General features: G+C 70.6%; 12 protein-coding genes. All 12 read right to left on the bottom strand.

The genetic code is table 11. The annotated features are described in order from the left end of the window. Positions 1-11: 11 nt before the first annotated feature. Positions 12-1190: a DivIVA domain-containing protein gene (locus tag ABZ719_RS02665; RefSeq protein ID WP_366723423.1), complete on the bottom strand. Its 1179-nt coding sequence runs from the start codon at positions 1188-1190 to the stop codon at positions 12-14. Between the two features lie 52 nt (positions 1191-1242). Next, positions 1243-1533, bottom strand: a complete 291-nt coding sequence (locus tag ABZ719_RS02660; RefSeq protein ID WP_009188102.1) for a YggT family protein — start codon at positions 1531-1533, stop codon at positions 1243-1245. A gap of 51 nt (positions 1534-1584) precedes the next feature. Further along, a complete protein-coding gene (sepF, locus tag ABZ719_RS02655) occupies positions 1585-2226 on the bottom strand; it encodes a cell division protein SepF (RefSeq protein WP_037863360.1) in 642 nt (213 codons plus the stop codon). 127 nt (positions 2227-2353) lie between these two features. Continuing rightward, positions 2354-3073 carry a YggS family pyridoxal phosphate-dependent enzyme gene (locus ABZ719_RS02650; protein WP_366723422.1) on the bottom strand — a complete coding sequence of 240 codons (720 nt, stop codon included), beginning with the start codon at positions 3071-3073 and terminating at the stop codon, positions 2354-2356. Positions 3074-3079: 6 nt separating this feature from the next. Then, on the bottom strand, positions 3080-3811 hold the full coding sequence (gene pgeF, locus ABZ719_RS02645; protein ID WP_366723421.1) for a peptidoglycan editing factor PgeF: 732 nt from the start codon (positions 3809-3811) through the stop codon (positions 3080-3082). Then, positions 3808-5025, bottom strand: a complete 1218-nt coding sequence (gene ftsZ, locus ABZ719_RS02640; protein WP_366723420.1) for a cell division protein FtsZ — start codon at positions 5023-5025, stop codon at positions 3808-3810. Before ftsZ ends, pgeF begins: the two co-directional genes overlap by 4 nt. Before the next feature lie 278 nt (positions 5026-5303). Further along, a complete protein-coding gene (locus tag ABZ719_RS02635; RefSeq protein ID WP_366723419.1) occupies positions 5304-6092 on the bottom strand; it encodes an FtsQ-type POTRA domain-containing protein in 789 nt (262 codons plus the stop codon). Positions 6093-6119: 27 nt separating this feature from the next. Beyond that, positions 6120-7208, bottom strand: coding sequence for an undecaprenyldiphospho-muramoylpentapeptide beta-N-acetylglucosaminyltransferase (gene murG / locus ABZ719_RS02630; protein ID WP_366723418.1), 1089 nt, complete (start codon positions 7206-7208; stop codon positions 6120-6122). Positions 7209-7214: 6 nt separating this feature from the next. Continuing rightward, positions 7215-8693: a putative lipid II flippase FtsW gene (gene ftsW / locus ABZ719_RS02625; protein ID WP_366723417.1), complete on the bottom strand. Its 1479-nt coding sequence runs from the start codon at positions 8691-8693 to the stop codon at positions 7215-7217. Positions 8694-8788: 95 nt separating this feature from the next. Beyond that, complete coding sequence (murD, locus tag ABZ719_RS02620; protein WP_366723416.1) at positions 8789-10219, bottom strand: UDP-N-acetylmuramoyl-L-alanine--D-glutamate ligase; 1431 nt, start codon at positions 10217-10219, stop codon at positions 8789-8791. Next, positions 10201-11274, bottom strand: a complete 1074-nt coding sequence (gene mraY / locus ABZ719_RS02615; RefSeq protein WP_360962984.1) for a phospho-N-acetylmuramoyl-pentapeptide-transferase — start codon at positions 11272-11274, stop codon at positions 10201-10203. The genes murD and mraY overlap by 19 nt, the downstream gene beginning before the upstream one ends. Continuing rightward, positions 11271-12686, bottom strand: a complete 1416-nt coding sequence (gene murF / locus ABZ719_RS02610) for a UDP-N-acetylmuramoyl-tripeptide--D-alanyl-D-alanine ligase (protein WP_366723415.1) — start codon at positions 12684-12686, stop codon at positions 11271-11273. The genes mraY and murF overlap by 4 nt, the downstream gene beginning before the upstream one ends. Between the last annotated feature and the right edge of the window lie 98 nt (positions 12687-12784).

The raw sequence follows: 12784 nt of genomic DNA, 5'->3' as shown, positions 1-12784 counted from the left end.
GTCAGGGCTCCTCAGTTGTCGTCCTCGTCGATGAGGAAGCCGCGCATCGGGGACGGCGCCTGGCCCATGGGGGACGGGCCCTGCGGACGTACCGGTGCCATCGGCTGGGTCATCGCCGGGGACATCTGCTGCTGGCCGCCGTAGGACGGACCGGACGGGCTGGGCGCGCCGCCCATCGACTGGTTGCCGCCGTAGGACGGGGCGCTCGCGCCGGCCGGAGCCATCGACGGCGCCGGGGACGGCGGCAGCGAGGCGGCCGCGGGGGTGCGCGGCGGGGCCAGCGAGTCGTCGGCCTGGGTCTCCAGCTGACGCAGCTGCGACTCCAGGTACGACTTCAGTCGCGTACGGTACTCGCGCTCGAAGCCGCGCAGGTCCTCGACCTTGCGCTCCAGCGTGGCGCGGGCGGACTCCAGGGAGCCCATCGCGACGCGGTGCTTCTCCTGCGCGTCCCGCTCCAGGGCGTCGGCCTTGGCACGGGCGTCACGCTCGAGACCCTCGGCGCGCGAACGGGCCTCGCCGACGATCTTGTTGGCCTCGGAACGCGCCTCGGCGATCGCCTGGTCGGCGGTCTGCTGGGCCAGCGACAGGACGCGCGCGGCGCTGTCGCCACCGGGACCCTGGCCCATCGGGCCGGGACCCATGGGGTTCGGGCCGCCCATCGGACCCGGACCCATCTGCCCCTGCATCGGACCGGGGCCCTGGCCCATCGGTCCGGGACCCTGACCCATCGGGCCGGGGCCCTGCGGGCCCTGTCCGCCGGGGCCGGCGGGCAGCTGCGGGGCACCGCTCGGCAGCTGGGGCGGACCACCCATGGGGCCGCCCATCTGCTGCTGCGGCGGGCCCGATATGCCGGCGGGCACCGGAGCGCCGGGACCTCGCATGCCCTGCTGCGGCATGCCGCCCTGCTGGGGCATCCCGCCCTGCTGAGGCATGCCGGGGCCACCGGGACCCTGCTGCGGGTGCTGCTGGTCCTGCTGCTCCGGAGGCTTGCGCATGTTCTGCTGGTTCTGCGCGGCGGCCCGGGTGGCCGCGGCCAGCTTGGCGCGCAGGTCCTCGTTCTCGCGGAGCAGGCGGGTCAGCTCGGCCTCGACCTCGTCGAGGAAGGCATCGACCTCGTCCTCGTCATAGCCTTCTCGGAGGCGGACGGTCGTGAACTGCTTGTTCCGCACGTCCTCGGGGGTCAACGGCATCTCTTCACCTCAACGTAGTCATCGGCAGTCGGCAAGACCGTATCGTCCACAGTCACGTCGCGAGGTTCCCCACGATGTAGATCAGGATGTAGACGATGATCATCAGGACGAAGAAGGACAGGTCGAGCGCCACGCCCCCGAGACGCAGCGGCGGAATGAACCGCCGCAGAAGCTTCAGCGGTGGATCGGTGACAGTGTAGGTGGCCTCCAGAACGACCACCATCGCCTTGCCGGGTTGCCACGAGCGGGCGAACTGGAACACATAATCCATGACCAAACGGAAGATCAGCACGATGAGGAACACCATCAGCGCGATGTAGAGAACCTCCATGGCCACGCCCATGATCGGTGCTTCCCTCTCCCCTGTTCCGTGCCTGTTTTCCGGTGGTGCGTCTCAGCTCTGGTTGAAGAACCCGCCCTCTGCGATGCGGGCCTTGTCCTCCGCCGTGACATCGACGTTAGCAGGCGACAACAGAAACACCTTCTGTGTCACCCGCTCGATGCTGCCGTGAAGACCGAACACCAGACCGGCGGCAAAGTCGACAAGTCGCTTCGCGTCCGTGTCGTCCATCTCCGTCAGATTCATGATCACCGGGGTGCCTTCACGGAAGTGTTCCCCGATGGTACGGGCCTCGTTGTAGGTCCGGGGGTGAAGTGTGGTGATCCGGTACGGCTCACGTTCGGACACGACCTTGGGCATGATCACCGGTGCGTTCTTCTCCAGGCTGGCGCGTTCTTGTGTGATGGATGCCACGGGCGCGATGCGCGCCGGACGAGGGGATTCCGCCGGGAGCGAAGCGGAATGGGACACAGGTTCGCGTGGCGCCGGAGGCTGCACCACGCGTACCGGTTCGTCCCTTTGCGGCTGATGTGTTCCGTGCGGCTGGTGCGACGGTTCGTGCCGTCGGCGGTCCCGCTCGGGCTCCGGGTCGAGTTCGGGTTCGAAGTCGTCATCGGGGTCGAAACCCCGGCCGTCGTACCCATCGTCCTCCACGAGGCCGAGGTAGACCGCCATCTTGCGCATCGCGCCGGCCATGCTCTGAGTCCTCCGCTCTGTGGTGGATCGACTGACGACCGCCAAGTCCCCGCGATCCACGAGGTCGTTGCGCCTTCTTCGGCGGTATTGACCATATTTTCTGCTGTGGTCCGACTTCTTGGCGACGTTACCCGAGCCTGGGGCGGACTCCGAGTACCGCGGTGCCGACGCGCACATGTGTCGCTCCGGCGGCCACGGCCTCTTCGAGGTCCGCGCTCATCCCTGCCGAGACCATGGTGGCAGCCGGATGGGTCCGGCGCAGGTAGGTCGACAAATCCATGAGCCGTTCGAACGCCGCCTGTTGACGCCCGGCATACTCACCGGTCAGCGGCGCGACGGTCATCAGCCCGTCCAGCCGCAGCCCCTCGGCGGACGCGATCCGGTCGGCCAACTCCCCGATCCCCTCGGGTGCCACGCCGCCCCGCTCGCCCCGGCCGCTCACCCCGGCGTCCAGCGCGACCTGGATGAGGCACCCGAGTTCGCGCTCCGCGCGCACGGCCTCCTTGGAGAGCGCCGTGACGAGCCGGGAGCGGTCGACGGACTGCACGACGTCCGCGTAACCGACGACGGAACGCACCTTGTTGGTCTGAAGTTGACCGACAAAATGCCAACTCAAGGGCAGATCCGAACATTCCGCGGCCTTCGGTGCCGCGTCCTGGTCGCGGTTCTCGGCGACGTGCCGCACTCCGAGGTCCGCCAGCATCCGCACGTCCGCCGCCGGATAGGTCTTGGTGACCACGATCAGGGTCACGTCCTCGCGCGGGCGTCCCGCGGCGGCGCACGCGGCGGCGATGCGCTCCTGAACCCTCGCCAGATTCGCGGCGAGTTCGTCCTTACGTTCCGTCATGCCCCATCAGTCCAGCCAGACGTAGCCCGCGAGCCGACCGGTGGTGCGGTCGCGGCGGTACGAAAAGTGGTCGTCCGACTCGCGCGTGCACACCGGCGAGTGCTCCCGGTCGTGCACGCCAAGGGCTTCGAGCTGCGCGTGCACCCCGGCGCTCACATCGAGCGCCGGCGTACCCCAACTCGTCTCGGCGTACGCCGCCGGCGCCACCGCGCTCACCTCGGCGCGCATCGCCTCGGGCACCTCGTAGCACCGGCCGCACACGGCGGGCCCGGTGCGGGCGGTGATCCGGGCGGGGTCGGCGCCGAGTTCCACCATCGCGCGTACGGCGGCGGGCACCACCCCGGCCACCAGGCCGGGCCGTCCCGCGTGGGCCGCGGCCGCGATCCCGGCGACCGGGTCGGCGAGCAGCACCGGTGTGCAGTCGGCGGTGAGCACGGCGAGGGCGAGACCGCGCCGGGTGGTGACGAGCGCGTCGACGGACGGGATGCCGGCCGCGGTGTCCCACGGTCCGTCCACGACCGCCACGTCCGCGCCGTGCACCTGGTTCATCCAGACCACCAGGGCCGCATCCAGTCCGAGGGACTTGGCGGCCAGTTCGCGGTTGGTCCGTACAGCGGCCGGGTCGTCGCCGACCGCGCCGCCGAGGTTCAGCTCCTCGTACGGAACGGCGCTCACCCCGCCCCACCGGTCGGTGAAGGCGAAGTGCGCGCCGTTCACGGTGTCGCGCTGTCCTATCACTTCAGGAAGTCCGGTACGTCCAGTTCCTCGGCCGCGCTGTCGGTGTAGGTCCGCGGCGCCGGCGGGGCCGGCGGCGGGGTGAGGTCGCTCAGCGGCTCGGGCGCGACCGGCTCCGGCTCCTCCTTCGGCTTCACGCTGCCGAGCGAGCCGAAGGACGGACGGCTCTCGGGCTGCCGTACCGGCGCGGGCTCCTCGCGGCGCGGGGAGGACGCGGCGGACGGGGACGAGGACGCCGAGCTGAGGACGTTGTCCCGGCGGGCCGGGGGCTGGCCGCCGTCGAAGCCGGCCGCGATCACGGTGACCCGCACCTCGTCGCCGAGGGCGTCGTCGATGACCGCGCCGAAGATGATGTTGGCCTCGGGGTGGGCGGCCTCGCTGACCAGCTGGGCAGCCTCGTTGATCTCGAACAGACCGAGGTCGGAGCCGCCGGAGATGGAGAGCAGCACGCCGCGGGCGCCGTCGATGGAGGCCTCCAGCAGCGGGGAGGAGATCGCCATCTCGGCGGCCGCCACCGCGCGGTCGTCGCCGCGGGCCGAGCCGATGCCCATGAGGGCGGAACCGGCCTCGGACATGACCGACTTGACGTCGGCGAAGTCGAGGTTGATCAGGCCGGGGGTGGTGATCAGGTCGGTGATGCCCTGCACACCGGACAGCAGCACCTGGTCCGCGGACTTGAACGCGTCGAGCACGCTGACCTGGCGGTCCGAGATGGACAGCAGCCGGTCGTTGGGGATGACGATGAGGGTGTCGACCTCTTCGCGGAGTTCGGCGATGCCGTCCTCGGCCTGGTTGGCGCGGCGCCGTCCCTCGAAGGTGAACGGGCGGGTGACCACGCCGATGGTGAGGGCGCCCAGGGAGCGCGCGATGTTGGCCACGACCGGCGCGCCGCCGGTGCCGGTGCCGCCGCCTTCACCGGCCGTCACGAAGACCATGTCGGCCCCCTTGAGGACCTCTTCGATCTCCTCGCGGTGGTCCTCGGCGGCCTTGCGGCCGACGGCCGGGTTGGCTCCGGCGCCGAGTCCGCGGGTCAGTTCGCGGCCGACGTCGAGCTTGACGTCGGCGTCGCTCATCAACAGCGCCTGTGCGTCGGTGTTGATGGCGATGAACTCGACGCCCTTGAGACCGACTTCGATCATCCGGTTGATGGCATTGACACCACCGCCGCCGACACCGATGACCTTGATGACTGCGAGGTAGTTCTGCGGTGCTGCCACGTCGAAGGCCTCTCGCCTCGAATTACGTCGCCGTCGTTGCGCGCTGTCCGCGCCGCGACGGCTGATGCCGAATGGGACGGTCCGTAACGCCGACCCGAACCCTAACCCTGAAGTTTAGGGTTACCAGTGTGCCTGTTCCCTGAAGTCTTCTGAACAGGACACTAAGTCGACAAGTGGCGCCCGTTCAACGAACACGCCGAACCTCCCGTTTTTCTTTTCACCCTATGTGATCAGGCATAGCGGTGCCCAACCAGGGTGCTGGCCTGCACGTATACCCGTCAACTCCCCGATGACGCAGGCGCGGTGGGGACACTGACGTCGAAGTGCCGGGCGCCGGGCGCCGCTTTCATCAGCGCGGTGAGGGCGCGGGCCTTCTCGGCGCCGCTCTCGCCGCTGCCCCACACCACGGTGCGGCCCCCGCTCAGCTCGAGCGAGATGTCGTCGTAGGTACGGACCTTGACGGCGCGCGTCCGGCGGGAGACCGCGGCCGGGATGCGGCCCGCGACCGTGACGGCCTCGCGCACCAGACGGGCCTCGTCGAAGCGCCGCAGGCTCGCGGCCGCCGAGGCGGACCGGGAAAGGGACAATTCCAGGACGGGGACGCCTTTCGGCGCCTGGGCGACCGTGGCGAACCGCACGCCCCGCGCGTCCACTTCGACGAACTTTCCGCCCTTTTCCTCCACCATGACCGGGGTGCGCTCGACCACTTTCAGCTGGATTCCGTGCGGCCATGAACGAGCGACATCAACCGAGTCAATTCGGGGCAATTGGCGGCGCAGGCGGGCCGCCACCGCGGCGGTGTCGACGGAAATGAGCGGATCGCCCACCGGGACCTCGGCGGCCGCGCGCACCTGTGCGGGGGTCAGCACCCGGGTGCCGGAGACGGACACCCGCTCCACCCGGGTCCAGGACGAGCCGTACAGGACCCAGAGGGTTCCGCAGCCGAGGACGACCAGGGCCAGGACGACGACCGCACGAAGGGGCGGCCGCCGCAGCCGGCGGCCCCGGAGCGGGCCGGACGACTGCTGCTGGCGTTCACCGCGTTCGGCGGTCGTCCGTCCGGCCACGTCTCAAACCCCTTCGTTCATATGGTCCTAACGGCGCGAGGCGATGGCCTCGTACACCATGCCGACGAGCAGGTCGTCGGCGTCCCGGCGGCCGAACTCACCGGCGGCACGGGACATCTGGTACAGCCGGTGCGGGTCGGCGAGCACGGGCAGGACGTTCTGCTGCACCCACTCCGGGGTGAGGTCCGCGTCGTCGACCAGCAGTCCGCCGCCCGCCTTGACCACCGGCTGGGCGTTCAGCCGCTGTTCGCCGTTGCCGATGGGCAGCGGGACGTAGGCGGCCGGGAGTCCGACGGCGGAGAGTTCGGCGACGGTCATCGCGCCCGCGCGGCAGAGCATCATGTCGGCCGCGGCGTACGCGAGGTCCATCCGGTCCAGATAACTTACCGGGATATAGGGGGGCATACCCGGCATCTGGTGCACGCGCGGCAGTTCGTTCTTCGGGCCGACGGCGTGCAGGATCTGGATGCCCGCCTGCTGGAGCCAGGGCGCGACCTGCTGGACCACCTCGTTGAGCCGGCGGGCGCCCTGCGAGCCGCCGGTGACCAGCAGCGTGGGCAGGTTGGGGTCGAGCCCGAACGCCGCGCGGGCCTCGGGGCGTACGGCGGCCCGGTCCAGGGTGGCGATGGCCCGGCGCAGCGGGATGCCGATGTAGCGGGCGCCGCGCAGCTTGCTGTCCGGGGTGGAGACGGCGACCTGGGCCGCGTAACGCGAGCCGATCTTGTTGGCCAGGCCAGGGCGGGCATTGGCCTCGTGGATCACGATGGGCACGCCGAGCCGCTTGGCGGCGAGGTAGCCGGGCAGGGCGACGTAACCGCCGAAACCGACCACGGCGTCGGCCTTGGTGCGTTCCAGGATCTGCTCGGCGGCCTTGATCGTGCCGCGCAGCCGGCCCGGGACGGTGATCAGCTCGGGGGTGGGCTTGCGCGGCAACGGGACCGCGGGGATCAGCGCCAGCTCGTAACCGCGCTCCGGGACGAGCCGGGTCTCCAGACCGCGCTCCGTGCCCAGGGCCGTGATCCCCACGGTCGGGTCCTGCCTGCGCAGGGCGTCCGCGAGGGCGAGCGCGGGCTCGATGTGGCCCGCGGTACCTCCGCCGGCGAGTACGACATGCACCGAAATTCACCGCTCTCCGGACGAACGCGCCGCCGAGGCGCGCCGTCGCATCGTGTTCCATCTGCGGGGCCCCTGGCCGGACCCCTGCCCCGATCCTGCCCCGGATCCCTGACCCGAGCCATGGCCGGGTCTCCCGGCGGACTCCCGGCCGGGCTTGCGGCCGAAGGTCCGGTCGGGCTTGCGGCCGGTTCTCCGGCCGGCCGCGGAGCCCGACGCCCGCTTTCTACCAAACCGAGGTTGCCGCATGGCAAGCGCCGCCCGCGCAGCGGGCTCGTCCCGCGCGAAGGCGATCAGCAGCCCGATGGCGAACATGGTCGGCAGCAGGGCGGACCCTCCGTAGGAGAACAGCGGGAGCGGGACGCCGGCGATCGGCAGCAGGCCGAGCACCGCACCGATGTTGATCACCGCCTGCGCGATGATCCACGTCGTCACGCCTCCCGCGGCGTACCTCACGAAGGGGTCCTCCGTGCGTCCGGCCACGCGGATGCCCGCATAGCCTAGAGCCGCGAACAGGGCGAGTACCGACAGCGTCCCCGCCAGGCCCAGTTCCTCACCGGTCACGGCGAAGATGAAGTCGGTGTGGGCCTCGGGGAGTTGGCCCCATTTTTCCACACTCGCACCGAGGCCGGAGCCGAAGAATCCGCCGGAGGCCAGGGCGTAGATGCCGTGCACCGCCTGCCAGCACTTGGTCACGTCGGTGGAGCCGACGCAGGCGAACCGGTCCAGGCGGTTGGGGCTGGTCTTGATGAGGACCAGGCCGATGAGGCCGGCGACCGAGAGGACGCCCACGAACAGGCGGGTGGGGGCGCCCGCGAGCCACAGCAGCCCGAACAGGATGGCGGTGAGGATGATCGCGGTGCCCATGTCGCCGCCGAGCATGATGAGGCCGAGCAGCATGAAGGCGACCGGCACGAGCGGCACGAGCATGTGCTTCCACTGCGTGAGCAGCCGCTTCTCCTGCTTGCGCGCGATCAGGTCGGCGGCCCAGAGCACCAGGGCCAGCTTGCCGATCTCGCTGGGCTGGATCTGGAAGGAGCCGCCCAGCGAGATCCAGTTCTGGTTGCCGTTGACCGACATCCCTATCCCCGGCACCTGCACCAGTGCCATCAGGAACACCGCGCCCGCCAGGATCGGGTAGGCCAGCGCCCGGTGCAGTTTCACCGGCATGCGGGCGGCGGCCAGGAGCAGCCCGGCGCCGATCACGGCGGCGAGCAGCTGCTTGCGGAAGAAGTACGAGCCGGGCAGCGCCATCTGCAACGCGGTGACCTGGGAGGCCGAGTAGACCATCACCAGGCCCAGCACGGTGATCAGCGAGCTGCCGCCGAGGATCAGGTAGTACGCGGTGAGCGGCCGGTCCCATGCCTTGCGGGCGCGGGTGACGAGGGTGCGGACGGCGTTGTCGCGCGCGGCCGGGCCGGCGGCGGGCCGCCGGGTGGTCCGCTGCGCGGGCGGACGGCCCGCCCGGCTGCCGGGACTACCGGGCATCTGAGCCTCCGCTGTACGTCGGCCGCCTGCGTCTGGCTCGGTTCGCGGATCCCACGCGTCCCTCCAAGGTCGCCCGGCAGCGGGGGCGGCCGGGGTCAGCGGGCGCCGAGTTCGCGAACGGCCTCCGCGAACGCGTCACCACGCCGGTTGTAGTTGGCGAACATGTCCATGGAGGCGCAGGCCGGGGCCAGCAGCACCGTGTCGCCGGGCCGGGCGAGCCGCCGCGCCTCCTGGACGGCCTGGAGCATCGCCCCAGTGTCGGTCCGGTCGAGGTCGACGACGGGGACTTCCGGCGCGTGTCGCGTCAGGGCGTCGTGGATGAGCGCGCGGTCGGCGCCCATGAGGACCACGCCGCGCAGCCGCTTCGCCGCGCCCGCGACCAGTTCGTCGAAGACCGCGCCCTTGGCCAGACCGCCCGCAATCCATACGATCGGTTCATATGCCGCCAACGAGGCTTGCGCGGCATGGGTGTTGGTGGCCTTGGAGTCGTCGACGTAGGCGACGCCGTCGACGTCGGCCACGTGCGCGATGCGGTGGGCGTCGGGGGTGAAGGCCCGCAGGCCGTCCCGCACGGCCGTCGCCGGGACGCCGAAGGAGCGCGCGAGGGCGGCGGCGGCAAGGGCGTTGGCGATGTTGTGCGGGGCGGGCGGGTCGATGTCGCCGACCTCGGCCAGCTCCTGGGCGTTCTTCTGCCGGTTCTCGACGAAGGCACGGTCGACCAGGATGCCCTCCACGACGCCGAGTTGGGAGGGCGCGGGCGTGCCGAGCGTGAACCCGACGGCGCGGCAGCCCTCTTCGACGTCCGCCGCGCGCACCAGTTCCTCGGTGGCCGGGTCGGCGGCGTTGTAGACGCAGGCGACGCGGTTGCCCTCGTAGATGCGGCCCTTGTCGGCGGCGTACGCCTCCATGGAGCCGTGCCAGTCGAGGTGGTCCGGGGCGAGGTTGAGGACGGCGGCGGAGTGGGCGCGCAGCGAGGGCGCCCAGTGCAGCTGGTAGCTGGAGAGTTCGACGGCGAGCACGTCGTAGCGCTCCTCACCGAGGACGACGTCCAGCAGCGAGACGCCGATGTTGCCGACCGCCGCCGTGCGCAGGCCCGCCGCCTGGAGGATGGAGGCGAGCATCTGCACGGTGGTGGTCTTGCCGTTGGTGCCCGTGACGGCCAGCCACGGGGCCGGTTCCCGGCCGTCCAGACCGCGCAGCCGCCAGGCCAGTTCGACGTCGCCCCAGACCGGGACGCCGGCCTTGCCGGCCGCCTGGAACAGCGGCTTGTCCGGCTTCCAGCCGGGGGTGGTGACGATCAGCTCGGTGCCGTCGGGCAGGGAATCGCCGTCCCCCAGGCGCACGGTGACGCCCAGGGACTCCAGTTCGGCCGCCTGGGCGCGGGAGCGTTCGTCGTCGCCGTCGTTGACGACGGTGACGTGCGCGCCGAGGCCGTGCAGGACCCTGGCCGCCGGGATCCCGGAGACGCCGAGTCCGGCGACGGTGACGTTCTTCCCCTGCCAGTCGGTCACTTGTCCGCTGCCCATCCCGCGTAGAAGAGGCCCAGTCCGACGATCACACAGATGCCCTGGATGATCCAGAAACGGACCACGACGAGCACTTCGGACCAGCCCTTGAGTTCGAAGTGGTGCTGGAGTGGCGCCATCCGGAAGACGCGCTTGCCGGTGAGCCGGAAGGAGCCGACCTGGATGACCACCGACATGGTGATGAGCACGAACAGGCCGCCGAGCAGCGCGAGCAGCAGCTCGGTGCGGGAGCAGATGGCCAGGCCCGCGAGCACACCGCCGAGCGCGAGCGAACCGGTGTCGCCCATGAAGATCTTGGCCGGTGAGGTGTTCCACCACAGGAAGCCGAGGCAGGCACCCATCAGCGCGGAGGCGACGACCGCGAGGTCGAGCGGATCGCGCACCTCGTAACAGGCGTTGGGGTTGGTCAGGGTCATCGCGTTGGCGCACGACTCCTGGAACTGCCAGACGCCGATGAAGGTGTAGGCGCCGAAGACCAGGACGGAGGCGCCGGTGGCCAGGCCGTCCAGGCCGTCGGTGAGGTTCACGCCGTTCGACATCGCGAGGATCATGAACAGCGCCCAGATCACGAACAGCACCGGGCCGATCGTCCAGCCGAAGTCCGTGATGAACGACAGCTTGGTGGAGGCCGGGGTGTTGCCGCGGTTGTCGGAGAACATCAGCGACAGGACCGCGAAGCCGATGCCGACGATCAGCTGGCCCGCCATCTTGGCCTTGGCGCGCAGACCCAGCGAACGGCGCTTGACGATCTTGATGTAGTCGTCGAGGAAGCCGACCATGCCCATGCCGACCATGAGGCCGAGCACCAGCAGACCCGAGTAGGTCGGGGGCTTGCCGGTGATCACCTTGGACAGGAAGTAGGCGGCGACCGTCGCCAGGATGAAGGCGATGCCGCCCATGGTCGGCGTACCGCGCTTGCTGGCGTGCTCGCGCGGGCCGTCGTCGCGGATGTACTGGCCGTAGCCCTTGCGGGCCAGCAGCTTGATCAGCAGCGGGGTGCCGACCAGCGTCAGGAAGAGGCCGATGACTCCCGCGAACAGGATCTGGTTCATCATCGGGCCGCGACCTCACCCTCGGCACCGGTCTCGACGAGCGCCTGGGCAACGCTCTCCAGACCGACCGAACGGGACGCCTTCACGAGCACGACGTCCCCCGGGCGCAACTCGCTGCGCAACAGGTCGACCGCCGCCTGTGCGTCGGACACGTGCACCGACTCCTCACCCCACGAACCCTCGTTGTATGCGCCCAGTTGCAGCCAGGACGCTTCCCTGCCCCCGACCGCGACGAGCTTGCTGACGTTGAGTCGGACGGCGAGCCGTCCGACCGCGTCGTGCTCGGCGAGCGCCTCGTCCCCGAGCTCGGCCATCTTGCCGAGCACCGCCCAGGTCCGCCGCCCCCGGCCCATCGCCGCGAGCGCGCGCAGGGCGGCCCGCATGGACTCCGGGTTGGCGTTGTAGGCGTCGTTGACGACGGTCACGCCGTCCGGGCGCTCGGTGACCTCCATCCGCCAGCGGGAGAGGGAGCCCGCCTCGGAGAGCGCGGTGGCGATCTCGGTTGCGGACATGCCCAGCTCATGGGCGACGGCGGCCGCGGCGAGCGCGTTCGACACGTGGTGCTCACCGTACAGGCGCATGGTCACATCGCATGCACCGGAGGGTGTGTGAAGGCTGAAGGAAGGCTGTCCGCTGTCCGTGAGTCTCACGTTCTCGGCGCGTACGTCCGCTTCGTCGGACTCTCCGAAAAGGAGCACCTTCGCCGTCGTACGGGAGGCCATGGCCCGGACCAACGGGTCGTCGGCGTTGAGGATCGCGGTCCCGCCCTCCTCGGCCGGCGGCAGGCTCTCGACCAGTTCGCCCTTGGCCTGGGCGATCTGCTCCCGGCCGCCGAACTCGCCGATGTGGGCGCTGCCGACGTTGAGCACGAGGCCCACCTTCGGCGGGGTCAGTCCGGTGAGGTAGCGGATGTGCCCGATGCCGCGGGCGCCCATCTCCAGCACGAGGAACTTCGTCTCCTCGGTGGCGCTCAGGGCGGTCAGCGGCAGCCCGATCTCGTTGTTGAGCGAGCCGGGCGTGAACACGGTCGGAGCCTTGCGCCGCAGCACCTGGGCGATGAGGTCCTTGGTGCTGGTCTTGCCCGCGGAGCCGGTCAGGGCGACGAGGGTGGCGCCGAGCCGGTTCACGACGTGGCGGGCGAGGGCGCCGAGGGCGGACTGGACGTCCTCGACCACGATCGCGGGCACGCCGACGGGACGGGTGGCCAGCACGGCGACCGCGCCGGCCTCGACGACGGCGGCGGCGAAGTCGTGGCCGTCCACGCGCTCGCCGGCGAAGGCGACGAAGAGGCTGCCGGGCACCGCCTCCCGGGAGTCCCGGACGACGGGTCCGGTCACCTGGACGGACGGATCCGGTATGTCGTGCGTCTGCCCGCCGACGACTGCTGCGATCTCGGCGAGGGAGAGGGCGATCACAAGTTCATCCCCTGGGTCTTCTGGATTTTCAATCCCTGGGTCGTTCGGACGGTCGTCCCTGGGTCTTCACGGTCGTCCCCGGGTCCGGCACGGGCGCG

It is taken from the genome of Streptomyces sp. NPDC006743 (assembly GCF_040703815.1).
In the GTDB taxonomy this organism is placed as follows: domain Bacteria; phylum Actinomycetota; class Actinomycetes; order Streptomycetales; family Streptomycetaceae; genus Streptomyces.
The sequence above is the reverse complement of the archived record's forward strand: the minus strand, read 5'-3'. Positions and strand labels throughout refer to the sequence as shown.